Annotated in this window: 19 protein-coding genes; 11 read left to right on the top strand and 8 right to left on the bottom strand. The window is 64.5% G+C overall.

Annotated features, from left to right (window positions below; all coding sequences use genetic code 11):
• Positions 1-62: 62 nt before the first annotated feature.
• The 4 genes from BMI89_RS10505 to BMI89_RS10490 all read left to right on the top strand — a co-directional run bounded on the left by BMI89_RS10505 (position 63) and on the right by BMI89_RS10490 (position 5,312).
• On the top strand, positions 63-2,378 hold the full coding sequence (locus BMI89_RS10505; RefSeq protein WP_078570889.1) for a glycosyltransferase family 2 protein: 2,316 nt from the start codon (positions 63-65) through the stop codon (positions 2,376-2,378).
• A 65-nt stretch (positions 2,379-2,443) separates the two neighbouring features.
• On the top strand, positions 2,444-3,109 hold the full coding sequence (locus tag BMI89_RS10500) for an SDR family oxidoreductase (RefSeq protein ID WP_078570888.1): 666 nt from the start codon (positions 2,444-2,446) through the stop codon (positions 3,107-3,109).
• 44 nt (positions 3,110-3,153) lie between these two features.
• Positions 3,154-4,197: a glycosyltransferase family 2 protein gene (locus tag BMI89_RS10495; protein WP_078570887.1), complete on the top strand. Its 1,044-nt coding sequence runs from the start codon at positions 3,154-3,156 to the stop codon at positions 4,195-4,197.
• A 176-nt stretch (positions 4,198-4,373) separates the two neighbouring features.
• Positions 4,374-5,312 (top strand): hypothetical protein, encoded by a 939-nt coding sequence (locus BMI89_RS10490; protein ID WP_078570886.1) that lies wholly within the window; start codon positions 4,374-4,376, stop codon positions 5,310-5,312.
• 93 nt (positions 5,313-5,405) lie between these two features.
• Here BMI89_RS10490 and BMI89_RS10485 read toward each other — a convergent pair whose 3' ends face one another.
• A complete protein-coding gene (locus BMI89_RS10485) occupies positions 5,406-5,618 on the bottom strand; it encodes a DUF1127 domain-containing protein (RefSeq protein ID WP_078540538.1) in 213 nt (70 codons plus the stop codon).
• A 172-nt stretch (positions 5,619-5,790) separates the two neighbouring features.
• Between BMI89_RS10485 and pyrC the strand changes: the two genes are divergently transcribed.
• From pyrC to BMI89_RS10470, 3 genes are all read left to right on the top strand, one after another.
• Positions 5,791-6,831 carry a dihydroorotase gene (gene pyrC, locus BMI89_RS10480; RefSeq protein WP_078570885.1) on the top strand — a complete coding sequence of 347 codons (1,041 nt, stop codon included), beginning with the start codon at positions 5,791-5,793 and terminating at the stop codon, positions 6,829-6,831.
• A 109-nt stretch (positions 6,832-6,940) separates the two neighbouring features.
• The gene (locus BMI89_RS10475; RefSeq protein ID WP_078571079.1) at positions 6,941-7,618 is read left to right on the top strand and encodes an orotate phosphoribosyltransferase; all 678 of its coding nucleotides are present in this window, start codon (positions 6,941-6,943) and stop codon (positions 7,616-7,618) included.
• Positions 7,619-7,853: 235 nt separating this feature from the next.
• Positions 7,854-9,353 carry a replicative DNA helicase gene (locus BMI89_RS10470; protein ID WP_078540536.1) on the top strand — a complete coding sequence of 500 codons (1,500 nt, stop codon included), beginning with the start codon at positions 7,854-7,856 and terminating at the stop codon, positions 9,351-9,353.
• A gap of 152 nt (positions 9,354-9,505) precedes the next feature.
• Here the strand turns inward: BMI89_RS10470 and BMI89_RS10465 are convergent, their stop codons facing one another.
• From BMI89_RS10465 to BMI89_RS10455, 3 genes are all read right to left on the bottom strand, one after another.
• Positions 9,506-12,073, bottom strand: coding sequence for a PBP1A family penicillin-binding protein (locus BMI89_RS10465; protein WP_078570884.1), 2,568 nt, complete (start codon positions 12,071-12,073; stop codon positions 9,506-9,508).
• Positions 12,074-12,240: 167 nt separating this feature from the next.
• Positions 12,241-13,455 (bottom strand): N-acetylmuramoyl-L-alanine amidase, encoded by a 1,215-nt coding sequence (locus tag BMI89_RS10460; protein ID WP_246832012.1) that lies wholly within the window; start codon positions 13,453-13,455, stop codon positions 12,241-12,243.
• A gap of 155 nt (positions 13,456-13,610) precedes the next feature.
• Positions 13,611-14,750 (bottom strand): aminotransferase class I/II-fold pyridoxal phosphate-dependent enzyme, encoded by a 1,140-nt coding sequence (locus BMI89_RS10455; protein ID WP_078570883.1) that lies wholly within the window; start codon positions 14,748-14,750, stop codon positions 13,611-13,613.
• A 204-nt stretch (positions 14,751-14,954) separates the two neighbouring features.
• Here BMI89_RS10455 and BMI89_RS10450 point away from each other — a divergent pair, with 204 nt between their 5' ends.
• The 3 genes from BMI89_RS10450 (at position 14,955) to BMI89_RS10440 (ending at position 17,962) form a co-directional block, all read left to right on the top strand.
• Positions 14,955-15,725, top strand: coding sequence for a DsbA family protein (locus BMI89_RS10450; protein ID WP_078570882.1), 771 nt, complete (start codon positions 14,955-14,957; stop codon positions 15,723-15,725).
• Between the two features lie 184 nt (positions 15,726-15,909).
• Positions 15,910-16,206 (top strand): hypothetical protein, encoded by a 297-nt coding sequence (locus BMI89_RS10445; RefSeq protein WP_078570881.1) that lies wholly within the window; start codon positions 15,910-15,912, stop codon positions 16,204-16,206.
• Between the two features lie 112 nt (positions 16,207-16,318).
• Positions 16,319-17,962 (top strand): methyl-accepting chemotaxis protein, encoded by a 1,644-nt coding sequence (locus BMI89_RS10440; protein ID WP_168176793.1) that lies wholly within the window; start codon positions 16,319-16,321, stop codon positions 17,960-17,962.
• Positions 17,963-18,157: 195 nt separating this feature from the next.
• Here BMI89_RS10440 and BMI89_RS10435 read toward each other — a convergent pair whose 3' ends face one another.
• The 4 genes from BMI89_RS10435 to hemA all read right to left on the bottom strand — a co-directional run bounded on the left by BMI89_RS10435 (position 18,158) and on the right by hemA (position 22,827).
• Positions 18,158-18,856, bottom strand: a complete 699-nt coding sequence (locus BMI89_RS10435; RefSeq protein WP_078540526.1) for a DUF1236 domain-containing protein — start codon at positions 18,854-18,856, stop codon at positions 18,158-18,160.
• Positions 18,857-19,011: 155 nt separating this feature from the next.
• Positions 19,012-20,133 (bottom strand): flavodoxin-dependent (E)-4-hydroxy-3-methylbut-2-enyl-diphosphate synthase, encoded by a 1,122-nt coding sequence (gene ispG / locus BMI89_RS10430; RefSeq protein WP_078570879.1) that lies wholly within the window; start codon positions 20,131-20,133, stop codon positions 19,012-19,014.
• Between the two features lie 84 nt (positions 20,134-20,217).
• Positions 20,218-21,489 carry a helix-turn-helix domain-containing protein gene (locus tag BMI89_RS10425; RefSeq protein ID WP_078570878.1) on the bottom strand — a complete coding sequence of 424 codons (1,272 nt, stop codon included), beginning with the start codon at positions 21,487-21,489 and terminating at the stop codon, positions 20,218-20,220.
• A 108-nt stretch (positions 21,490-21,597) separates the two neighbouring features.
• On the bottom strand, positions 21,598-22,827 hold the full coding sequence (hemA, locus tag BMI89_RS10420) for a 5-aminolevulinate synthase (RefSeq protein WP_078570877.1): 1,230 nt from the start codon (positions 22,825-22,827) through the stop codon (positions 21,598-21,600).
• A 222-nt stretch (positions 22,828-23,049) separates the two neighbouring features.
• Between hemA and BMI89_RS10415 the strand changes: the two genes are divergently transcribed.
• Positions 23,050-24,426 carry a dipeptidase gene (locus BMI89_RS10415; RefSeq protein ID WP_078570876.1) on the top strand — a complete coding sequence of 459 codons (1,377 nt, stop codon included), beginning with the start codon at positions 23,050-23,052 and terminating at the stop codon, positions 24,424-24,426.
• Positions 24,427-24,563 lie beyond the last annotated feature (137 nt).

Raw genomic sequence — 24,563 nt, 5'->3', positions numbered from 1 at the left:
GCGCTCTTTATCGCGTCACCCCCTGCGTGCTAGTTGGAACGAGAGGCAGTTTCGAGATCGATATGGGCAAGCAACGAGTGATCCGGCGCATCATGCAGGCGCAGACGGGCAAGCCCGCGCTGCTCGACGCCGTGGGCTGGACCGAAGAGACCGATCTCGGGCCCCGTCACCATCTGCGCGCCTTCTTCGCCGCCCCGTCTCACGCCGAGGATCTGAGCTTCGATGCCATGCCCGGTGCGGCGCATCTGGCCGAGGGCCGCAATGTCGCGGGCGCGGTGATGGCAATCTACGAGCCGACTGAGCCGGGCCCGATTCAGGCCGCGATGTCCGGGCCAGACGGGCCAAGCCTCCGCGAGATCACCCCGGCTAGCCCCGATTGGGAGATGTTCGAAGGCCGCAACTGCCTGTTCGGGCTGCGGCTGGAGGAAAGCGTCGAGACGGTGCTCGATTGGCTGAGCTGGCATCACGACCATCACGGCGCGACCGGCGCGGTGATCGTGAACCGCGCGCCCGTGGACAGCCCCGCAGGCACCGGTGAGAGTTTCGCCGATGCACTGGAGGCCGGCATGGCGCTGCGCGAGCTGGACCTGCCGGTCGCGATCTTGGAAAGCCCGCTGCCGCTGGGCAAGCTCGATCAGGGGCCGGAAAACCACGTCTTCCTCGCCCCCGACGCGCCCGGCAAGGACCGGATGGAGCCGCCTGCCCCCGATCCGCAGCGCAGCCCTCTGGGTCAGGCACTGATCTTCGAGATCGCGAAATGGCGCTTCTTCGCGAAGGCGGCCTCGGTGCTGGTGCTCGACGTGACCGATCTGCTGGCGGCGCGCGAGCCGGGCCAGCCCTCGGCTTTCGAGGCCACGCAAGAGGCCGAAAACGGCGTGATCCTTCTGGTGGGCCGCCGCATCTACCCTTGGCGCGTGCGCAACGATCAGCCCGCGCGCTTCCCCGACCATATCTGCCGCCAGTTCGACGCGCGGCGCGGTATCGCCCGCTGGGGCTGCGCGCCGCAAAAGGCAGGGCTCGAGAATACGTGGCGGCTCTTGCGCGTCAGCTATTGTCGCCCCGATCCGGGGCTGACCTACGGTTTCTGGCGCGCGATGGCGCTGCGGGTGCCGGGAACCTCGCCTGCGGAACTGGCCCCCAAGACTTCGCTGGTCGAGGATGAACGCCTGCTGCACCTGTCGCGCGACATCTGGGGGTTCAAGCCGGTGCGCCCGCCGGTCTCCAAGGTGAAGGACGCGCCCGCGCAGGCCGTCGAGGCAGGCCGTACCGCCATCGTCACCACGATGAAGAACGAAGGCCCCTTCATCCTCGAATGGATCGCCTATCACCGCGCGATCGGCGTGGATGATTTCCTCGTCTACACCAACGACTGCACCGACGGCACCGATACGATGCTCGATCTGCTGCAGGCCAAGGGCTACGTCCAGCACCGCGAGAACCCGTTCCGCACGATGGTCGACATGAAACCGCAGCACGCGGCGCTGGCGGCGGCGGAGAATGAGCCGGTAATCACCAAGGCGGGCTGGTCGATCTGCATGGATGTGGACGAGTTCATCAATGTGAAGATCGGCGACGGCACGCTGAAATCGCTCTACGAAGCGATGGGCGAGGCCAACATGATCGCGCTCACCTGGCGGCTCTTCGGCAATGCGGATGTCCATGCATACGAGGACAGCTTCATCACCGGGCAATTCACCCGCTGCGCCCCCGAGATCGTGCGCAAACCGCATCAGGCCTGGGGCTTCAAGACGCTGTTTCGCAATATCGCGCTCTACAAGAAGCTGGGCGTGCACCGGCCCAAAGGGCTGAACCCGGACCTCTGGGATCAGGTGAACTGGCTCAACGGCTCGGGCCAGCCGATGCCGCGCGAGATGTTCCGCAACGGCTGGCGCTCGACGCTCGACACCTATGGCTATGACTGGGTGCAGCTTAACCATTACGCGGTGCGCTCGGCCGAGAGCTTCCTTGTAAAGCGCGACCGGGGCCGGGTGAACCATGTCGATCGCGATCAGGGGCTGAACTACTGGTTCCGGATGAACCACAACGCGGTCGAGGATCGGTCGATCCAGCGGATGCTGCCCGCCGCCCGCGCCGAGTTCGACCGCATGATGGCCGATCCCGAGATCGCCGCCGCACACAATCACGCTGTCGCCTGCCATCGCGCGAAGATCGAAGAGCTGATGGCGCGCCCCGATCAGCGCGAGTTCTATGAGACCCTGACGTCCGCGCGTTTCGAAGCGCTCTCGCGGATGCTGCATGTCTTCGGCTCGGCCGTATTCAACACCGGCCCGCATGTGATCCCCGACGACCTGCATGCCCGCGATCTGCCCGACGATTTCTTCTTCACCGTCGACGCCCCTGACGAGGCGACGCACTAAGCGCGGCACCTTTACCCCTGCGCGTCCTGACCCAGCTCTCCGAGCAAAGGAAAGGATACGAAAACATGGCACGCATTTTCATCATCGGCGCGACAGGCGGCGTCGGGCATCGGCTGGTCCCGCTTCTGATCGAGGCAGGCCACGAGGTCACCGCGCTGCACCGCAAACCCGAGCAGGCCGACAGCCTCCGCGCGATGGGCGCGACGCCCGTCCAAGGCGACCTGATGGAACTGACCGCGGGCGATTTCGAACCGATGTTCGAGGGCCATGACGCGGTTGTCTTCTCGGCGGGGGCTGCGGGCTCCGGGCTGGAACGCACCACCCGGATCGACGGCGAGGCACCGCTCGACGTGATTGCCGCGATGAACCGGATGAGCGTGCCGCGGCTCTACCTCGTCTCCGCTTTCCCCGATGCCGGGCGCGGCAAGGAGATCAAGCCGGGCTTCGAGCATTACATGCTGGCGAAGAAGACCGCCGATGCTGCCGTGGTCGCGAGCGGGCTCGACTATGTCATCCTGCGTCCCGGCACCTTGATGGACGAGGACGGCGACGGGCGCGTGGCGCTGGCCCATGCGCTCGATTACGGCTCGGTCGCGCGTGGCCATGTCGCAGCGGTTCTGGCCGCGCTGATCGACACGCCCGAGATCAGCCATGAAATCCTCGAGCTGACCGACGGCACCGAGGAGATCGCGGCAAGCGTGGCCGCCCTGCCGCGCCACGTCGCCGTGTGATCCCAGACACTTGCGGGCGCGCGCGGCCTCACTACAGTGGCGAAATGCGTGCGCTCGCGATCACATCCGTCAAGAATGAAGGCCCGTTTCTGCTGGAATGGCTGGCCCATCACCGCGCCATCGGCTTCACGGATTTCCTTGTCTTTTCCAATGACAGCGAAGACGGCACCGATGCGATGCTGGATCGGCTGCAGGAGATCGGCTGGCTGACCCATGTGCCCAATCCCGGCCCGTGGAAGGAAGGCCCGCAATGGGCCGCACTGAAACAGGGCGATGCGCATCCGCTGGTGGCTCAGGCCGACTGGATCGCGGTGATCGACGTTGACGAATTCGTCACCATAAAGACCGGCGACGGCACGCTGGACGCGCTGATCGAGGCCGTCCCGCAGGCCACCGCTTTCGCGATGACATGGCGACTGTTCGGCAATTGCGGCGTCGTCGGCTTCGAGGATCGCCCCGTCACGCAACAGTTCCCCCGCTGCGCGCCGCCGGACATGCTCTGGCCGTGGCGCGCGTCGATGTTCAAGACGCTGTTTGCCAATACCGGCGCCTATGCCAAGCTCGGCGTCCACCGCCCCCGCGCGCCACAGGACGACAAGCTGCCGGGCACGCTCTGGGTCGACGGATCGGGACGCAAACTGCCGCCTCACTATCAGCGCCAGAAACTGTTCACCCCGCCCGGCAGCGCGCCTTACGATCTGGTGCAGCTCAACCATTATCCGCTTGGGTCGATGGAGGGCTACCTCGTGAAATGCGACCGGGGGCGGTCGAACCGACAGGCCGGGGCCTTCGACATGTCCTACTGGGTGGAGCGTAATTTCTCGGACGTGGAGGACGATTCGATCCGTCGCCACGATGCGGGCACGCAGGCGCGCCTCGCCGAGCTGACCGCCGATTCCGACCTGCCCGGCCTGCACAATAAGGCGGTTATGTGGCGCAAAGCGAAGGCCCGCGCGCTTCTGCGCGAGGAGCCGTATCGCGCGCTTTTTGGCAGGCTTCTCCTCTGTCCGCAGAGCCGCCCGCTCTCACCGCAGGCCGCTAAACTCATGGTCCGCCTCGCAAAAGCGGCAATTACCGAGAACCCGTGAACAAACGCCGCCAACTAGGCCGATTGTTGCCCATTAAGAAATGTGGCGGCAGATTCCTCGCTTGGCTCCTATTTGTGCCCCTTTCTTGCGGTGATACGTTGGTTGAGCAGAACTGGCGGTGTCCCGCCCGCGCTCGCAGCAAGCGAAGCGCGCACGAAAGCTGAAAAGAGGCGAAGGTGAACAAGGCAGACACGGACTGGCGTGCACAGCTGGAAGCGATCGCGGACGAGACCGGCTATTACGAGCCGCTCGGCGCCGATCATGAAGTGCTGTTCCACGACGACTCGCCCGTCCTGATCGTCAGCTTCGAGACCCGAGCGCAGATCGAGGCCGATCGCGAAGAGGCCCTGCCCTTCGGCTACAAGATCGCGCGCGATGAGGGCTGGTCCGCACTCAGCGTGATCGCTTCGGACGAGAGCTGGTTCCGCGACCCCGCCATCTATGCCTATTTCGACCGTCTCGTCGACGAAGCCTTCTTCGAAGATTTCGACCGTGTGGTGTTCTACGGCGCGGGCCCCGGCGGCTATGCGGCAGCCGCCTTCTCGGTCGCGGCGCCCGGCGCCACGGTGGTCGCGCTTGCCCCGCAGGCGACGCTCGATCCGACGCTCGCGGGCTGGGATGACCGTTTCCCGCAGACCCGCCGCATGTCCTTCACCGATCGCTACGGCTTCGCGCCCGAGATGCTCGATGGCGTGGAGCAGGCGTTCATATTCTATGACCCGTTCGAGCGGCTCGACGCGATGCACGCGGCGCTGTTCGCGCGGCCTTGCGTGACGCTGATGCCGTGCCGGCATATCGGCCCGGACCCGGCGGCGGGGCTGCTCGATATGGATATTCTCGACGAGGTTCTGATCGCGGCAGGCGCGGGCAAGCTGACCCCGTCCCTGTTCTGGACCTTCTTCCGCGCCCGGCGGCTCTCGAAACGCTACGTGATCCGGCTGGTCGACCATTTGCGCCGAGCGCGCCGCCCAGTGCTGGAGGCGATCCTGTGCCGCGCGGTCGGGACCAGCCAGAACCGTCCGAAATTCCGCAACCGCTATGAGGCGCTCGCCCAGAAGCTCGCCGAGCAGGGGGTCGAGTTGCCGGAGCCACAAGAACGGGCTGGCGCGGCCTGAGCCCCGATTGAGAGACTGAAACGTAAAAAGGGCGCGCCCCGGCTGGGGCACGCCCTTTTTCAATGCGAGACGCCCGGGCGCCCCGGACTGCGATCAGATGTAGAAGCGGTCGCGGAACACGTGGCGCACGATGCCGTCACGGGTCAGACCCATATCGGCCAGTTCGGCGTCGCTTTTCGCGTCGAGCGCACGGATCTGCTCTTGGCGCGACTGGCGCTCCATATAGGCGACGAGGCCTTGCGTGATTGCGTGGCCCATACGGGCAAAGATCGATTGTTCGCCATGGGCGGTGGTAACGAATGCCATTGGAAACCTCCTGAGGTTCAGCGTTCAGGTCGTTTTCTCCCTTGGCACTGAATTTAGGTCAGCTTTGCTGCCAGTGGTACCGCCATCTCCGCATCCCCGCCATGCAATTGCTGCAGCGCGGCATGCGCGCTCCCTCTGGATTTGCACGCAGCCTCGGGCTAAGGACTTTTTCATGAGCACGATCACCCTGCCCCGCCCCGACGACTGGCACCTGCATCTGCGCGATGGCGCGATGCTGGAAGGTGTCGCCCCCGAAACCGCCCGTGATTTCGCCCGCGCGATCATCATGCCGAACCTCGTGCCCCCCGTGGTGCGCGGAGACGATGCTGCCGCCTATCGCGAGCGCATCCTGAAGGCGCTGCCCGAGGGGAGCGATTTCGAGCCGCTGATGACGCTCTACTTGACCGAGAAGACCGATCCGCAGGATGTGGCGCAAGCCGCAGCCTCCGGTCTGGTCAAGGCGGTGAAGCTCTATCCGGCGGGCGCCACGACGAACTCGGACTCGGGCGTGCGCGATTTCGACAAGGTGCGCGGCGTGCTGGAGAAGATGGCCGAGATCGGCTTGCCGCTTTGCGTCCATGGCGAGGTGACCCGCCCCGAGGTCGACATCTTCGACCGCGAGGCCGTCTTCATCGAGACCGTGCTCGACCCGATCCGGCGCAAGACCCCCGGCCTGCGCGTGGTAATGGAGCATATCACCACGAAAGACGGCGTGGATTACGTGGCCGCGCAGGGCGAGGACATGGGCGGGACGATCACCACGCATCACCTGATCATCAACCGCAACCATATCCTCGTGGGCGGGATCAAACCGCATTACTACTGCCTGCCGGTGGCCAAGCGCGAGACGCATCGGCTGGCGCTGGTTGAGGCCGCGACCTCGGGCAACCCGCATTTCTTCCTCGGCACCGATAGCGCGCCCCATGTAGACGCCGCCAAGGAAACCGCCTGCGGCTGCGCGGGCTGCTTCACCGCGACCCATACGATGCCGCTTCTGGCACATGTATTCGAAGCCGAGGGCGTGCTTGATAAACTGGAGGCCTTCGCCTCGCGCAACGGCCCCGCCTTCTACCGCCTGCCGGTCAACGAGGGCACGCTGACGCTCGAGAAGACCGACCAGCCCAACATGTGGCCCGCCAAGATCGAGACCGGCGCGGGCCCCGTCACCCTCTTCGATCCGGGTTTCCCGGTCCATTGGCATGTAAAACGCTGAGTTTCGCCTTGGCGCAAATATCCCCGCCGGAGGCTCCCGGGCCAGCCGACGGACGCTCCGCGGGGGATATTTAGACCAAGCCGAAACCAGCCTTGATAAGGACGAGATGATGATCCCCAGCTCCTTCCCCAGCAAAGAAGAAATTGCCCGCCTGACCGCGCGGATGCTTCTGGAAATCGAAGCGGTGCATTTCAACGCCGACGAGCCCTTCACGCTCGCCTCCGGTCTGCCCTCGCCGACCTATATCGATTGCCGCAAGCTGATCTCCTTCCCGCGTATCCGTTCGACGCTGATGGATTTCCTCGCGGTGACGGTGATGCGCGAGGCGGGCTTCGAGGCCTTCGACAATATCGCGGGCGGCGAGACGGCGGGCATTCCCTTCGCCGCGATGGTGGCCGAGCGTCTGGCCCTGCCGATGACCTATGTGCGCAAGAAGCCCAAAGGTTACGGGCGCAACGCGCGCATCGAAGGCGCGATGACCGAAGGCCAGCGCGTGCTGCTGGTCGAGGACCTGACCACCGATGGCGGCTCGAAGCTGAGCTTCGTCGACGCGATCCGCGACACCGGCGCGAGCTGCGGCCATACGGCGGTGATCTTCTACTACGGCATCTTCCCCGAGACGGTCCCGAACCTGCGCGAGCATGGCGTCGAGCTGCATCACCTGTGCACCTGGTGGGACGTGCTGGCCGAGGCGCGCGAACAGGGCAGCTTCTCGAAAGAGACGCTCGACGAGGTCGAGGCCTTCCTGAGCGATCCGCGCCCGTGGCAGGACGCACGCAAGGGCTGAAACAGCCCGGAGATTCCTGTGGATGATCCTGTGGATGCTCTGGGGAGCGTTTTAGCTCCGAATCTCGCGCTTCGAAAATAATCGCGAGATGTGGTAGGCTCCCTACGGGCAAACACCATAAATTCCGAAAACTCCGCTGAAACAGCGGGGTTTTCCCCAATCTTATCCAGATTCCCTTTTCCCCCGACTGCGGCTAGAAGACCGCGCAGAGGGACGGGGACACCGAGGCAGGTACATGAACGATCAGGCACAACGACCCGATGAGGGACAGCCCGGAAATTTGCCCGCAGAGGGCACCGCACTGCCCCATAATATCGAAGCGGAACAGCAGCTTCTGGGCGCGATCCTCACCAATAACGACATCTTCGACCGGATCGCCTCCGTCATCAAACCGGAGCATTTCTACGAGCCGGTCCACCAGCGCATCTACGAGGTCGCGGCGGCGAAGATTCAGAAGAACGCGCTCGCCTCGCCGGTGACGCTGAAAGCCTATCTCGAAGACGACGCGGGCCTTCAGGAACTGGGCGGCCCGGCCTATCTGGCGCGGCTGGCGGGGGCGGCGATCTCGGCCTATGCGGCGCGCGACTATGCGCTGATGATCTACGAAATGGCGGTACGGCGCGGGTTGATCGAGCTGGGTCAGGACATCTCGTCGCGCGCGGGCAAGCCGCAGATCGACGACGACCCGAAGGAGCAGATCGCATCTGCCGAACAGCGGCTCTACACGCTCGCCGAAGAGGGTCAGGCGCAGAAGGGCTGGACCTCGTTCCTGTCGGCGGTGACCGAGGCCGTGCAATCGGCCAACGCCGCCTATCAGCGCGACGGGGGGCTCGCCGGCGTCTCGACCGGGCTTGTCGATCTCGACAAGAAGCTCGGCGGCTTCCACCCGTCGGATTTGCTGATCCTCGCAGGGCGTCCCTCGATGGGGAAAACCTCGCTTGCGACCAACATCGCCTTCAATATCGGCAAAGCTTACAAGAAGGGCATGCGCCATGACGGGGTCGAGGGCGCGATCGAAGGCGGCGTGGTCGGGTTCTTCTCGCTCGAGATGAGCGCCGAACAGCTGGCCGCGCGTATCCTTTCGGAAGCCTCGGAAGTGCCCTCGGAGCGCATCCGGCGCGGCGACATGACCGAAAGCGAATTCCGCCGCTTCGTCGAGGCCGCGAAGGCGCTTGAGAAATGCCCGCTGTACATTGACGACACGCCCGCCCTGCCGATCGGTCAGGTCGCCGCGCGGTGCCGCCGTCTGAAGCGGACGCATGGGCTCGACGTGGTGATCGTCGACTACCTGCAGCTGCTGCGCGGCTCGGGTCGCGGCGATAACCGCGTGCAGGAGATCGGCGAAATCTCGATGGGTCTGAAGGCCATCGCGAAGGAGTTGAACATCCCCGTGGTCGCGCTGTCGCAGCTTTCGCGGACGGTGGAAAGCCGCGAGGACAAGCGCCCGCAGCTCTCCGACCTTCGGGAATCGGGCTCGATCGAACAGGATGCCGACGTGGTCATGTTCGTCTATCGCGACGAATATTATCACGAGCGTCTCAAGCCGCCGGAGGACGATCCGAAATTCGCCGAATGGATGCAGAAGGCCGAGCGCGTGCATGGCAAGGCCGAGGTGATCCTCGGCAAGCAGCGTCACGGGCCGATCGGCACGGTCGAATTGGCCTTCGAGAGCCAGTTCACGCGCTTCTCGGATCTGGCCAAGCCTTGGCAGGGCGACGGCAACGAAGGCTTCTGAGCGGGGTCTGGGGGCGCGGCCCCCGCCCCTTACGAGATATCCGGGCAAGCCCGAACCGCCAGAGCTCTGGCACGCATAATCGAGCAAAAACGGAAAAAGGGGGGCCAACGCCCCCCTTTTTTAATGTCTGTCGGTTGTGACGCGCGGCGCGCTCAGTAGAGGCCGCCTGCCGAGAGCGAGCCGAAATCGGCCTTCTTCTTCGGAATGACTTTCTGCTGGCCGGTCGAGGTGGTGACCGTGGTGGAGCCCGCATCGTCGCGTTCGCCCTGCGCAAACAGCGGCAGGTTCGAGCCCATCGCGAAGCCGCCATCGACGACCAGCGAGCCGAGACCCGACATGTCCTGACCGGGGCGCAGATATTCGGCCTGCACGAATTCGCCGGTGGCGGAATCCGAGAGACGCTCGCCGGTATAGCGGTTGAACTTCGCCCAGGTGCCGCCCGGCGGAACCTTGAACTTCGAGCCGCCGAATTCCTTGATCGCCTCGCGCATGAATTCGTTGAACACGGGCACACAGAGCGTGCCGCCATAGGCGTGACGGCCCAAGCTACGCGGGTTGTCATAGCCCATGTAGCACGAGGCCACGATGTTCGAGCTGAAGCCGGTGAACCACACGTCCTTCGCGTCGTTCGTGGTGCCGGTCTTGCCCGCGATCGGAACCGGAAGATCGACGCCGTAGCCGGAGCCGCGCTTCACCACGCCCTCCATCAGCGAGATCATCTGATAGGCGGTGATCGGGTCGATGATCTGGTCGCGGTGGCTGACGATCTTCGGCCCCTGCCCCTCGGGCAGGTTCGGATCTTCGCAATTGGCGCAGCTGCGCTGGTCGTGGCGGTAGATCGTGCGGCCATAGCGGTCCTGCACCCGGTCGACCAGCGTCGGCTCCACGCGCTCGCCGCCATTTGCGAACATCGCATAGGCCGAGATCAGGCGGAACATCGTGGTTTCCTGCGCGCCGAGCGCATTGGCGAGGAACTGGCGCATATGGTCGTAGACGCCGAATTTCTCGGCATAGGCCGCGACCGTCTCCATGCCGATTTCCTGCGCGATCCGGATCGTCATCAGGTTCCGCGAATGCTCGAGGCCGGTGCGCATCGGCGTCGGGCCGTAATATTTGTTCGACGCGTTCTTCGGCCGCCACATGCCTTGGGGCGTGTTGATCTCGATCGGCGCGTCGACCACGATCGTCTCGGGCGAGAAGCCGGAATCCAGCGCCGCCGCATAGACGAAGGGTTTGAAGTTCGAGCCCGGCTGGCGCATCGCCTGCGTGGCGCGGTTATAGACCGAGGACTGATAGGAGAAGCCGCCCTGCATCGCCAGCACGCGGCCGGTATTCACGTCCATCGCCATGAAGGCGCCTTCGACCTTCGGCACCTGGCGCAGCGTCCAGCGGATGAAGGAGCCATCGCTATCCTTCGTCATCGCGCGGACCTCGACCACGTCGCCGGTCTCCAGCAGATCCTGCGCCTGTTTCGCGCGCGGACCGAGCTTGCCGTCATCCTTCAGTTTGCGCGCCCAGGTCACGTCCTCGGGCGGGATCCAGTGCCCGTCTTTGTCTTCCTCGATGCCTTCGATGCCGATGCGGGCCGAGCTGCCTTCGAAGCCCAACACCACAGCCGGGTGCCAGCCGTCGATGTCGCGCGGGGCTTTCGCGGTCGAGACATCGGAGAGCGCGGCGCGCCAATCGGCTTCCTTGCCCAGCTTGTCCTCGGCGATCTTCGCACCGGTGCCGCGCCAGACGCCCTGCTCGCGGTCGTATTTCTCCAGCGCATGTTGCAGCGCCTTCGTCGCATGAGATTGCAGATCGGGGTTCACGGTCGCGCGGATCGTCAGGCCGCCGCCGAAGAATTCCTCTTCGCCGAAGCTTTTCGAAAGCTGGCGGCGGATTTCGTCGGTGAAGTAATCCCGCGGCGGAAGCTGCGCGCGGAACGGCGCGTAATCGCCGTTCTGAACAGATTTCAGCGGCTTGTTCTGCTCCGCCTCCATCGTCGCCTTGTCGATCCGGCCATCCTCGTACATCCGGCGCAGCACGTAGTTGCGGCGCTCCACCGCGGTCTTGTAGTCGCGCACGGGATGCAGATCGGCGGGCTTCTTCGGCAGTGCCGCGAGATAGGCGGCCTCGCCCACCGTCAGATCGGCGAGCGGCTTGTTGAAATAGGTCTGCGCGGCAGCAGCGACCCCATAGGAGTTCTGGCCGAGATAGATCTCGTTGAGATAGAGCTCGAGAATACGGTCCTTGCTCAGCACATGCTCGATGCGCGAGGACAGGATCAGTTCCTTGATCTTGCGCTCCACCGAGCGGTCTGCAGAGAGAAGCAGGTTCTTCGTCACCTGCTGGGTGATCGTCGAGGCGCCGCGCACGTCGCGCCCGCCCGACTTCACGGCCGTAAACATCGCCGCGGCGATCCCGCGCGGGTCGAAACCGGGGTGGATGTAGAAATTCTTGTCTTCGGCCGAGACGAACGCGCCCTTTACCCGGTCGGGAATGTCGCGGATCGGCACGAAGAGGCGGCGCTGCTCGGCGAATTCGTCGATCAGACGACCGTCGCCGTTATAGATGCGCGAAATGGTCTTCGGGCGGTATTGCGCAAGCTGGTCATAGCTCGGCAGATCGCGCGAATAGATCCAGAAGATCGCCCCGATGGTGAGCGCGGCAAAGAACAGCCCGGTCACAACCCAGGAAAACACGCCGCCGATCGAGCCGAGAATGAAACGGATCACAGATACACCCCTTGCCTCGGGGCAGATCACCCCATCGCGCCAGCCTATACATCGCGCCTTCGTGACGGTCAAAGTAATGTGCGCTCACGCTTCCGAGAAGACTCCGGATGGTCACAATCCCGCTCAATGGGCGGATGACCGCGCGTCAGACCGGGAACAACCCGCGATTACTGGCGCAAAAGCTTCGCTTCCGCTGCATCGCCCTGCGCCCATGTCTCGACGCCTTTCGTGATCGCCTCGGCCATTCGTGCGCGCCAATCGGGATCCTTGAGCCGCGCGCGATCGGCGGGCGACGACAGGAAGCCCAGCTCCACGAGGACCGAAGGGATATCGGGCGATTTCAGCACCGAGAAATTCGCGCCCTGCACCGGGCGTTTGTGCATATGCAGTCCCGCGCCCTTGATCGCGCCCGCCAGCACCTGCGACAGCCGGACCGAGCGCGGCTGCGTGTCGCGCCGCGCCAGATCGACGAGAATATGGGTGATCGCATCGCCCTGCCCGTTCAGATCGACGCCCGCGAGGATATCGTCGCGGTCGTGGCGCTGCACGAGCTTGCGGGTCGCCTCGGTTTCGGCGTGATCCGCGAGCCGATAGATGGTGGAGCCGGTCGCCTTCCCCTCAGCGATGGAATCGGCATGGAGCGAGATGAAGAGATCCGCGCCCGACGCCCGCGCCACCGTCACGCGGGTTTCGAGCGGCACGAACACGTCCTGATCTCGGGTCATCACCACCTGCATCCCTGCCCGGCGCATCGCGTCACGCAGTTGGCGGGCGAAACCCAGCACGATATCGGCCTCATGCGCGCCGCCATCCTCCGCCCCCGGATCGATGCCGCCATGGCCGGGATCGAGCACCACTTTCAGCGGTCGCGTCCCGTCCTGACGGCGATGCGGCGCGACGGTCGGCGCGGGTTGCGGCAGATCCCACAGCGCGGAATCGGCGGCCCCCTTGCGCGGGGTGAACTTCGCCGCCGGCACCTGCGCCAGCGTCAGCGCGATCTCGGGGTCGCCCTTGGTGCGCTCTTCCGAAGTGACGAGGCGCATCGGATGGGTAAGCTCGGCCACCATGCGCGACCAGCCGGGACGGAACTTGCCCCAGCGCAGCCCTTTGATCTCATCGCTGCCTTTCAGCAGATTTTCGGGCGGGTTGGCCCCGAAATTCACCTCGCGGAAGTCGATGACGAGCCGGTAGGGATCGGCCAGAAGAAAGGCGCGATACGGCACGGGCTGACTGATGCCGAGCGTGATCGCGACCTTATCGCCGCTTTGCGCGATCTGGCTGCGCTCGGGCGCATATTGCGCCAAGGCCGACAGGTCCTGCGCCCGCGCAGGCAGAGCCAGCGCGAGAGACATCGCGAGAAGAAGAATGAACCGCCCGATCATACGCGCCCCGTTTTTATGCGCTTTCGTTTTGCGGGCACTATAGCGGTCGGGGTCGCGCGGAGCAAAGGGCGAATGGGCACGTTGGCGCGAGCGCCCAGCCACCGACGAGGCGGCGCGCCCACCCAAGGGTCGGGCGCGCCCCTCATCGCAACCGCTCAGCGGTTTTCCATGAAGCTCCGCAGCCGCTTGATTCCCTCGGCGACCCGCTCGGGGCTTTGCGCATAGGAGAAGCGGATCGTCTGCGCGCCGCGATGGGGGTCGAAATCCATCCCCGGCGTGACCGCCACCCCGACGCTCTCGAGGATTTCCGCAGCGAAGGCCGCGCTATCCTCGGTCAGCTCCGACACGTCGGCATAGAGGTAGAACGCCCCGTCAGGCGGCGCGATCCGGGTGAAGCCCATCTTCGGCAGCTCTTCGAGCAGCATCTGCCGGCTTTCGCCATAGCGCGCGACATTCTCGGCCATCTCGTCGAGGCTCTCCAGCGCGCCCAAGGCCGCAACCTGGCTCGCATGGGGAGCGCAGATGAACATATGCTGCGCGAGGCGCTCCACGGTGCGCAGATGGCTTTCCGGCACCACCATCCAGCCCACGCGCCAGCCCGTCATCGAGAAGAATTTCGAGAAGGAATTGATCACGAAGACGTCGTCGGAAATCTCCAGCGCCGAGACCGCACGGCCCTCATATTGCAGCCCGTGATAGATCTCGTCCGAGATGAAGGCGATGTCGCGGGCCTGACAATGCTCGATCAGCGCCTGCAGCTCCGGCTTGCCCAGCATCGTGCCCGACGGGTTGCCCGGCGAGGCCACGATCAGTCCGGCCAGATCGTCCGGAATTTCCTCGGGCGTCGGCTGGTAGCGGTTCTGCGCTTCGGTCGGAATGCCCACCGGCTCGATCGAAAGCGCCTTGAGGATCTGGCGGTAGCTCGGATAGCCCGGCTCGCCCAGCCCCACCTTGTCGCCCACATCGAACAGCGCCGTGAAGGCCAGCTGGAACGCCCCGGAAGAGCCCGACGTGATGACCACCCGCGCAGGATCCAGATCGATGTCGTACCAACGCTTGTAAAGCTTCGCGATCCCCTCGCGCAAATAGGGCAGCCCCAGCGCCACCGTGTAGCCCATCGGCTGGCTCTCCAGCGCCTCGGCCAGACGGCGCTTGGCGGCTTTCGGAGCGGAGGTACCCGGCTGGCCCACTTCCATATGCACGATGTCGCGGCCCGCAGCCTCCGCCTCTGCCGCCATGCGCAGCACATCCATCGCGATGAACGGTTCCACCTGCCCGCGTTTCGACTGCCGCATCCTGCCAACTCCTTGCCGCTTGAGATTTCGCCCAAGGGGTTAGGCTGAAGCCGCCCGAGCGTCAATGCGGCGTCACTGCACGCATATGTCGCCGCGCGCCACCAGATGAAGCCGCGCCCTGCGCGCTAACGCCCTCTTGATCCCGCGCGCCCGAGCGGTCAGGTTGCTTGCGAACCAACAGGACCCGATCCAAAGGATACGCCCATGCTCCGCACGCTTCTGGCCGCGACCGCCTTCGCCGCGATCGCCACGGCCGCCCCGCTCACCCCGGCAGCCGCGCAGGATTTCGACTTCGCCAACATGTCCGACAGCCAGAAATCCGCCTTCGGCGACGCCGTACGCGAGTATCTGATGGCCAATCCGCAGGTTCTGGTCGAGGCGATCAACGAGCTGGAAGCCAAGCAGCAGGCGCAGCAGGCCGATAACGACAAGCAGCTGATCAAGACCAATGCGAAGGACATCTTCGAGGACGGTTACAGCTGGGTCGGCGGCAATCCCGATGGCGACATCACTGTCGTCGAGTTCATGGATTACAAATGCACCTACTGCAAAAAAGCCTATGACGAAGTCTCGGACCTGATCTCGAAAGACGGCAATATCCGCTTCATCGTCAAGGAATTCCCGATCCTCGGGCAGCAGTCGGAACTGGCGGCGCGCTTCGCGGTCGCGACGAAGCAGATCGACGGCGACGACGCCTATGCGAAGATGCACGACACGCTGATGAAGGCGCGCGGCAATCTCACCGTCGAAAGCCTGAGCCAGATCGCCAAGGATCAGGGCCTCGATCCCGATCCGATCCTCAAGCAGATGAACGATGACAAGGTGACCGAGGTGCTGCGCCAGAACTACCAGCTGGCACAGCGCATGGCGATTTCGGGCACCCCGGCCTTCGTGATCGGCGGGCAGCTGCTGCGCGGCTACGCGCCGGAAGCGGCGATGGCGAAAATGGTTGCCGAAGAGCGGAACGCCGAGTGATCCGCATCTGAAGAACGCCGCGCAAGGCATTCTTTGGATTGAGATTTTTAAGATAGCAAGCGCCGTCCGGGTCCATCGCGATCCGGGCGGCGTTTTCATGTCGTTTACCGTGCGAGTCCGAAGTTTTCACGTCTTAGGGGGCCGTTAATGGATCGGGCGTAGCCTGCCCTCGAAAAGGACTGTGATGCGACTCGAACTGCTGCTTATGACCCTCTCGGTGCTCTGCGCGCCGATCGCCGCCCTCGGCATGCTGCCAGAGGACCGACCGGGGCTTTACCTCGTCGTGGTCGCGCCCTGGCGCGCCGCCGATCAGGTGATCGCCGCCGCAGGGGCGCACCCCGTGGGACCGGTGAGCGCGCCCTTGGGGGAATTCGCGGCAGCAGATGCGCCGGGCACGCTCGCCCGGCTGCGGGCGGCGGGTGCATGGGTCGTTCTCGACGCTAAGAAAATGGCCTGGCTCTGCGGGGCGGCCGAGATTTGAGGGACCTCTGATGATTGACGGGAACACCGCTGGGCCGACCATTGTGCAAGCGCCACAAAAAGACGCGCATATGCGTCAGGTGCGGAAATTGCTGGCCTTCGGGACAGTCGCCATGGCCGCGATCGTCACGGCAACCGCCTATCTGGTCAGCACTGCCTTCCTCGTGGCCAGCGTGACCGCCTGGGTCTTCGCCTCTGCCGCTCTTCTCGGGTGGCGGATGCGCGATCGGCGGCGCGGCAACACCATCCTCGCGCAAGGGGTGATCGGTCAAGCCGTGGCCCTCACCGCCGCGCTCTCCGGGCATCCGTGGCAAATCGATGCGCACCTTTCGTTTTTCGCGCTGATGGCCGTGCTGATCGTGATGGTCGACAACCGCGCGATCTTCTTCGCCGCCGCGACTGTGGTGGTGCATCACCTCACGCTCTCGGTCCTGATGCCCAGCCTGATCTATCCCAGCGCGGATATCTGGGAAAATGTCTCGCGCTCGCTTTTCCACGGCGCGACCGTCGCGATCGAAACGGCGGTGCTCGTCTATGCCGTGCTCAACCGTCGCCGCATGGAAGGCTCGATGGAAGAGCGCATGGCGGAGGCGATCGACGCCACCGCCCAAGCCGACGAAGCCCGTCGCCAAGCGGAGGGAGAGACCACGCGCGCCCAGCAGATGCAGGACGCCGCCAGCGAGGCCGCCCAGAAGGCAGAGGCTCTGCGCGTCGATGCGGAACGCAACGCAAGTGAAGTCGAAGAAGCGACCCGCCTCGCCCGCCTGGCCGAAGAGGATCTCGCCCAGGAACGTGCCGAAACCACGGCGCGCCAGACTCGCGTCGTCGAAGCACTCGAAATCGCGCTGCAGCAACTCTCGCGCAAGGACCTCAAGGCCCGGCTTGGCGAGGTGGATGCGGATTACGCGGGGCTCGCCGTCAATTTCAACACGGCGATCGAGCAGCTCGAGGGCGCCATTGCCCTCGTCACCGGCCACAGCGTCGACATCCGCCAACAGATCGGCGAGATCAGCGCCGCCTCCGCCTCCCTCTCGACCCGGGCCGAGAAGCAATCGGGCACCCTTGCCGACGCAGCCGCCTCGCTCAACGAATCGACCTCCTCGGTGCAATCGGGCGCGAAAATGGCAGCCGAGGCCGCGAGTGCCGCCAGCAATGCGGAAACCGTCGCCAAGGAAAGCGCTGCGGTGGTCAGCGAGTCGATCCGCGCAATGAATGAGATCGAAACCAGTTCGAAGCAGATCGAGCGCATCACCTCGGTGATCGACGATATCGCCTTCCAGACCAACCTCCTGGCGCTCAACGCCGGTGTGGAAGCTGCCCGCGCAGGTGAAGCCGGTCGCGGCTTCGCCGTCGTCGCCTCTGAAGTGCGCGACCTCGCGCAGCGCTCCTCCGCCTCCGCAAAAGAGATCACCGCACTGATTGAAGCCTCGGGCCAACAGGTCAGCACCGGCGTCGAACTCGTCAGCAAGACCGTCGCCTCGCTCGAAGGCATCGTGAAATCGGTCGAAGAGATTTCGCAGCGCGTCGCCCAGATGGCCCGCTCCTCCGAGGAGCAGTCCCGCACCCTCGCAGCGATCAACGGCTCGGTCGAACAGCTCGACCACGCCACCCGCCAGAATGTCGCGATGTTCGAAGAAACCACCGCTGCAAGCAAAATGCTCGACGACCTCGCCGAGGCACTCCGCAAAGCCGTGACGCAGTTCTCGACATCTCCCGCTGTTCTGGAGGACCGAGACGCGCTTCCGCGGGCGAGCTGACGATTGGCCCGGCTCAATAGCCGGAGCGCTCGAGTCGCCAGCGGCGAGGACCATGCCGCTTGCCGAGGCCCGCGACGCGGCAAGCCGATCGCGTTGGGCTGCGAACCGCGTAGAACTGAATGCGAAGCAACCACCCAGACAAAAAAGCCGGCGCGGTGATGCGCCGGCTTTCTTGGTGGTCTTTGTCATCAAGCTTTACGAGGCCGGCACGACGTAGACGATCGCGCGGCTATCAGGGTTCACGAAGACCGTGTTGTCGTTGATGTTGCCATAGGCATAGGTGCTGTCCGGCACCGGCGTCAGCGTCACCATGTCCGGAATGACCTTGCCGGTCGCGACTTCCCCGTCGAGATAGACCGGCGCGACGGGATGCTTCTCGACCCAGGTGATCGTGGTGGGCTCGGGCTTGGCCGCAGCGCCCACACCGGCGGAGCCGATCAGCGCGCCGACCACGGCGCCCACGGGGCCACCCACGGCCGCACCGGCTGCGCCACCAGCAGCTGCACCGGTCAGGGCCGCTGCGCCCTGGCCATCCTTGTTGGCGTTATCACCCGGGACTTGGATCTGGTTCACGGTGACCGATTGCGGGCCGGTCGACAAAAGCGCCATCTGGCCATCGACCATCACACCCAGCTGACCTGCGGGCGCATAGCCATTCATACCATCGAAAGTCACCTGACAGATCGTGCCATCAGGCAGACAGCCTTCCACCGGAACGATGGTGCCGTCGGAGACCGTCGCGATCGTTTTCGACGAGGCCTCGACCCCGGCGTGGATATCGAACTCGCCTTGGGCGGTGGCCATCAGCGGCGGGCTGGTCTCGGCAAAAGCGGTACCGGCGATCATGGTGGTGCTGGCGGCAGCAGCGAGAATAGTAGCGAACTTGCGGGTCATTGGAATTACCTCCTTTATTACCCTGACCGTCGCGAGGAACGGCCTCTCTCCGTTGTGGGGAGGGAAATGAGGAGGGAGGCCAATTCGTTCCCCCGGAACCCTATCACGGCAGCGTGATAAGGGCCGATTTTGGGGGCACTGCGGCACTTTTCCGCTTATTCGGCGGCGGCTTTCTCCGCTTCGATCTCGGAAGCCTTTTTCTCAACCAATTCAACGATATGGTCGATCATATCCGCGTTGGACTGCTTGTGATCCTGCTTGCCGGCCATGTAAACCATGCCCGATCCGGCACCACCGCCGGTAAAGCCGATATCGGTCATCAGCGCCTCGCCGGGACCGTTCACGACGCAGCCGATGATCGACAGGGAGATCGGCGTTTTGATGTGTTCGAGCCTTTCTTCCAGCTCCGCCACGGTCGCGATCACGTCGAAGCCCTGACGCGCGCAGGATGGACAGGAGATGATCTGCACGCCGCGGGTCCGAAGCCCGAGCGATTTCAGGATCTCGAAACCGACCTTCACCTCTTCGACCGGATCGGCCGAGAGCGAGACGCGCAGCGTGTCGCCAATGCCCATCCACAGGAGGTTGCCCAGACCGATCGCGGATTTCACCGTGCCGGAGGTCAGCCCCCCTGCCTCGGTGATACCAAGGTGGATCGGCGCGTCGGTCGCCTCGGCGATGCCCTGATAGGCAGCGGCGGCGAGGAACACGTCCGACGCCTTCACCGAAATCTTGTATTCGCGGAAATCGTGATCCTCGAGAATGCGGATATGGTCCATCGCGCTCTCGACCATCGCCTCGGGGCACGGCTCGCCGTATTTCTCCAGCAGGTGCCGCTCGAGCGAGCCCGCGTTCACGCCGATCCGGATCGAACAGCCGTGATCCTTGGCGGCGCGCACGACCTCGGCCACGCGCTTCTCATCGCCGATATTGCCGGGGTTGATGCGCAGGCAGGCCGCCCCCGCCTCCGCCGCTTCGATCGCGCGTTTGTAGTGGAAATGGATGTCGGCCACGATCGGCACCGGGCTTTCGCGGCAAATCTCGCGCAGGGCGCGGGTGCTGGACTCGTCCGGGGTCGAGACACGCACGATATCCGCGCCGACATCGGCCGCGCGGATCACCTGATCGAGCGTCGCGCGCACGTCCGAGCTGTCGGTATTGGTCATCGTCTGCACCGAGATCGGCGCATCACCCCCGACGGGGACATTGCCGACCATGATCTGGCGAGACTTGCGGCGGTAGATATTGCGCCACGGACGGACCGGGTTGAGAGACATGCAAACGCTCCTTCGAGACCTCGGCTCCTGATACGCCAAGGCCCGCTGCGGTGCAACGGGCCGGGGCGGATCGTGATCTGCGGTTTATTGCTGGTCGGTCTGGGCCGGCGCGGCGGCATCGCCCGCATCGGCCACGGCGATCATCTTCGCGAGGTCCTTATCCTGCGCGAGATTGGCGACCGGATAGTCCTCGTCGAGTGCGGCCGAAGACAGCTTGATGTTCTTCGTGACCTGACCGCGCTTGCCGACCGGGCCATGCGTCACGCCGTTGACCGCGAAATAAATCGCGCCGGATTCGCCGGTGCGCATCGTCGGCGCTTCTTCGAGCTTGGGCAGCACGTAACGCTCGCCCGCATCCATGACCTTCTCGAACAGGGTCGCGCCATCGGCAGACTTGATCCGCACCCAGGACGGCCGCACGGCTAGCACGACGACGTCGGGCTGATCCGCTCCCAGCGCCTTGGCGACGGCGGATTGGATATTGTTCTCGGGGCCTGCCGCCGAGGCGAGCTGCGTGCCCTGCGGCGTGTTCGGGGAGGTGCTCGGCTGGGTCAGACCGATGAGATTGGGCGTCAGGCCCGGAGCGGCCGCGCCCACGCCCTGCCCAGCAAGCGCGCCGGTCGCATTGGGGTCGATCGAAGCAATCGGCCCGTCGCGCGAGACCAGAACCGGCGCGTCGAGGGCCGCCGGACGGTAGATGCGCGCGGAACGCTCGGGTTGGTTGACCTCGGGCAGCGTGTCGTCGGCCTGCGCCATCTCCGGCCCGTCCTTGACCGAGTCGAGCGGGTCGAGATCGGCCATCACGCCGGGCGCCTGATCCACGGGCGTCAGCTGCACGCGCTGCACTTCCTGCAGCACCGTCCAGCCGCCATAGCCGATACCGCCACCGATCAGCGCCAGCACGAAAAGCGCACCGACGGCGCGCGGCTCGATCTTGGTCCAGAGCGATTCCTTGCGCGGAATGAAGGCGGGATTGGCGAGCGCCTCGGCCATGTCCTTCGGGTCGCGCTGCGGCTTCGGGCCGGAGGCGGCTTCGGACATGCCATGGGCGGGCGAATAGCCAGCCTCGTTGCAGAAGCGCTGGAACGACCATTCCGGGTCGAGACCGAGATAACGCGCGTAGGAACGCACATAGCCCGCGATGAAGGAGGGCGTATCGAAAGCCTCCACGTCGCAGGCTTCGATAGCGGCGATATAGGCTGCTTTGATCCGGAGTTCACGCTGGACATCAAGGAGTGATTTGGCGAGCGTCGCCCGCTCGCCGCGCATCACATCGCCAAGACGAAGTTCGAAATCGTCGAACCCTTTAGGTTTGACTTCGTCCCCCGTCGAAGGTTTAGCCCTTCGCCCGATCATGCTGCCTGTCCCTGCCGTTTTCCCGCCTGCGTCGATTCGGAGCCAATAGCCCCTTCGATTAACAAAGGCTTATCACAAGCAAGCGAGCCGCGCACGCGCCTATGTGGCTTACGCGCTGGCTTCGGCGCGATTTAGCTCACAGCGCGCCCAAAGCGCGTCCATGCCCTTGACCAGACCGTCAATCATACCGGTGTCGTGCACCGGCGAGGGCGTGAAGCGCAGACGCTCGGTGCCGCGCGGCACGGTCGGGAAGTTGATCGGCTGGACATAGACCCCGAACTCGTCGAGCAGCATGTCCGACAAGGCCTTGGTATGTTTGGGATCTCCGATGATCACGGGCACGATATGCGAGCCGTGGTCGATGATCGGCATGCCCATGCCCTTCAGGCGCATCTTGAGAATCTTCGCGTGCAGCTGCTGCTTGTCGCGCAGCTCCTGACCGCCCTCGCCTTTCAGGAAGGCGATCGACGCGGCAGCGCCTGCCGCAACCGCCGGCGGGATCGAGGTGGTGAAGATGAAGCCCGGCGCATAGGAGCGCACCGCATCGACCATCTTGGCCGAAGCCGCGATATAGCCGCCGAACACACCGAAAGCCTTGCCCAGCGTGCCGTTGAAGATGTCGATGCGGTCCATCTCTCCCAGCTTCTCGGCGATACCGGCACCGCGCGGTCCATACATGCCCACCGCATGCACCTCGTCGAGATAGGTCAGCGCGCCGAATTCCTCCGCCAGATCGCACAGCTCGGAGATCGGGCCGAAATCGCCATCCATCGAATAGACCGACTCGAAGGCGATCAGCTTCGGCGCGGCCGGATCGTCGGCGGCCAGCAATTCGCGCAGATGGTCGACGTCATTGTGACGGAAGATGCGCTTGGCGCCGCCATTGCGGCGGATGCCTTCGATCATCGAGGCGTGGTTCAGCTCGTCGGAATAGATGATGAGGCCGGGGAACAGCTTGGGCAGCGTGCTCAGCGTCGCGTCATTCGCGATATAGGCCGAGGAGAAGACCAGCGCGGCCTCTTTGCCGTGCAGATCAGCGATCTCATACTCCAGCCGCTTGTGATAGACCGTCGTGCCCGAGATGTTGCGCGTGCCGCCCGAACCTGCGCCCGTGGCGTCCAGAGCCTCGTGCATCGCCGCGAGGACGACCGGATGCTGGCCCATGCCAAGATAGTCGTTGCCGCACCAGATGGTGATGTCCTGCTTCGACCCGTCCGGTTTGGTCCAGACGGCGTGAGGGAAATTACCCTTCTCGCGCTCGATGTCGATGAAGACGCGATAGCGGCCTTCCTCGTGCAGCTTGTCAATCGCCTGATCGAGTGCGCGGTCGTAATCCATCTCGTGCTTCCCTTGCATGACTGTTCGCTGGGTCTGCCCTACCGGGCACCACAAAGCGCGACATTGATAAATGTCAAATTCCTCTCCCTGAAGCGCAAAAATGTCGCAAATAGTCATGAAAAGCAAACATTCAGTTTTCGCAATTTGTCGCGCCCTTGCGTCACCCCCTCTGGACAGTCCCGCGCGCAGCCCTAGGCTGAGGCCAAAATAAAGGAGGCCTGCATGGCACTAAACGAGGTTCTCACCGAAATCGATAGCGGCTTGGATGCCGCGATGGACCGTCTTTTCGAGCTGCTGAAAATCCGCTCGATCTCGACCGATCCGGCCTATCGCGAAGAGACCCACGAAGCTGCGGAATGGCTCGTCAAGGAATTGAAATCGCTGGGTTTCGACGCCGAATTGCGCCCGACCACGGGGCACCCGATGGTGGTTGCGCATTCCAAGGGCGAGGGCCCGCGCCTGCTGTTCTACGGTCACTACGACGTGCAGCCGGTGGACCCGCTGGAGCTGTGGGACACGCCCCCCTTCGAGCCGCAGATCGAGGATACCGAGAACGGTCGCGTCATCCGCGGTCGCGGCGCGTCCGATGACAAGGGTCAGCTGATGACCTTCATCGAGGCCTGCCGCGCCTACAAGGCCGTGAACGGCGAGTTGCCTGGCAATCTTGTGATCTTTCTTGAAGGCGAGGAAGAATCGGGCTCGCCCTCGCTGGTGCCCTTCCTCGAGAACAACCGCGAAGAGCTGACCTCCGATCTGGCGCTGATCTGCGACACCTCGATGGTCTCGCCCGGCGTGCCCTCGATCGCAGGCTCCTTGCGCGGGATGCTGAAGGAAGAATTCACCCTGCACGGGCCGCGCATCGACCTGCATTCGGGCCATTACGGCGGCCCTGCCCTGAACCCGCTGCGCGAGATTTCCAAGGTCATCGCGAGCTTCCATGACGATCAGGGCCGCGTTGCGGTGGATGGCTTCTACGAGGGCGTCCACGAAGTCCCGGCCGAACAGCTCGAAGCGTGGAAGACCTGCGGCTTCGACGAGAAGGAATACCTTCAGCACGCGGGCATGACTGTGCCGCATGGCGAAGAGGGCTATTCGACGCTGGAGCAGCAATGGGCACGCCCGACGCTGGAGATCAACGGCCTCTGGGGCGGCTATCAGGGTGCGGGCTCGAAAACCGTGATCCCGGCCGAGGCGCATTGCAAGATCACCTGCCGCCTCGTGGGCGACATGGACCCCGCCCATGTCCGCAAGGCGCTGCGCGCCCATGTCGAGGCACGCCTGCCGGTCGATGCACGCATCACCTGGGACGGCGATCTCGACGGCGCACCGGCCTCCGTGATGGACACGTCGCGCCCCGAATTCGAGGCCGCACGTCAGGCACTGAGCGATGAATGGAACCGCGAGGCGGTCATCGTCGGCATGGGCGGCTCGATCCCGATCGGCTATTACTTCAAGTCGATCCTCGGCATGGATGCGATGCTGATCGGCTTCGCCAATGACGACGACGCGATCCACTCGCCGAACGAGAAATACGACGTGAAAAGCTTCCACAAGGGCATCCGCTCCTGGGCGCGCATCCTCGACCGGATCGCGAAATAAGCACATGGCGGGGGCTTCGCGGCCCTCGGCAGACGCGATTATCGCAAAAGGCTGCCGGAGCTTGGCCCGGCAGCCTTTTCATTTGTCATTGGGGCGCGATCATTTCGCAGCCTGCAGGGCAGTGCCGAGGGGCGGCT

Source organism: Thioclava sp. F36-7, from assembly GCF_002020075.1.
Lineage (GTDB): Bacteria > Pseudomonadota > Alphaproteobacteria > Rhodobacterales > Rhodobacteraceae > Thioclava > Thioclava sediminum.
The sequence above is the reverse complement of the archived record's forward strand: the minus strand, read 5'-3'. Positions and strand labels throughout refer to the sequence as shown.

Coding starts and splice junctions, on each gene's coding strand:
- BMI89_RS10435 (WP_078540526.1), bottom strand. CDS start 18,856: ATGACCCGCAAGTTCGCTACTATTCTCGCTGCTGCCGCCAGCACCACC.
- BMI89_RS10475 (WP_078571079.1), top strand. CDS start 6,941: ATGATCCCCAGCTCCTTCCCCAGCAAAGAAGAAATTGCCCGCCTGACC.
- hemA (WP_078570877.1), bottom strand. CDS start 22,827: ATGGATTACGACCGCGCACTCGATCAGGCGATTGACAAGCTGCACGAG.
- ispG (WP_078570879.1), bottom strand. CDS start 20,133: ATGTCTCTCAACCCGGTCCGTCCGTGGCGCAATATCTACCGCCGCAAG.
- BMI89_RS10450 (WP_078570882.1), top strand. CDS start 14,955: ATGCTCCGCACGCTTCTGGCCGCGACCGCCTTCGCCGCGATCGCCACG.
- BMI89_RS10425 (WP_078570878.1), bottom strand. CDS start 21,489: ATGATCGGGCGAAGGGCTAAACCTTCGACGGGGGACGAAGTCAAACCT.
- BMI89_RS10495 (WP_078570887.1), top strand. CDS start 3,154: ATGCGTGCGCTCGCGATCACATCCGTCAAGAATGAAGGCCCGTTTCTG.
- BMI89_RS10455 (WP_078570883.1), bottom strand. CDS start 14,750: ATGCGGCAGTCGAAACGCGGGCAGGTGGAACCGTTCATCGCGATGGAT.
- BMI89_RS10440 (WP_168176793.1), top strand. CDS start 16,319: ATGGCCGCGATCGTCACGGCAACCGCCTATCTGGTCAGCACTGCCTTC.
- BMI89_RS10415 (WP_078570876.1), top strand. CDS start 23,050: ATGGCACTAAACGAGGTTCTCACCGAAATCGATAGCGGCTTGGATGCC.
- BMI89_RS10470 (WP_078540536.1), top strand. CDS start 7,854: ATGAACGATCAGGCACAACGACCCGATGAGGGACAGCCCGGAAATTTG.
- BMI89_RS10445 (WP_078570881.1), top strand. CDS start 15,910: ATGCGACTCGAACTGCTGCTTATGACCCTCTCGGTGCTCTGCGCGCCG.
- BMI89_RS10505 (WP_078570889.1), top strand. CDS start 63: ATGGGCAAGCAACGAGTGATCCGGCGCATCATGCAGGCGCAGACGGGC.
- BMI89_RS10485 (WP_078540538.1), bottom strand. CDS start 5,618: ATGGCATTCGTTACCACCGCCCATGGCGAACAATCGATCTTTGCCCGT.
- BMI89_RS10460 (WP_246832012.1), bottom strand. CDS start 13,455: ATGATCGGGCGGTTCATTCTTCTTCTCGCGATGTCTCTCGCGCTGGCT.
- BMI89_RS10500 (WP_078570888.1), top strand. CDS start 2,444: ATGGCACGCATTTTCATCATCGGCGCGACAGGCGGCGTCGGGCATCGG.
- pyrC (WP_078570885.1), top strand. CDS start 5,791: ATGAGCACGATCACCCTGCCCCGCCCCGACGACTGGCACCTGCATCTG.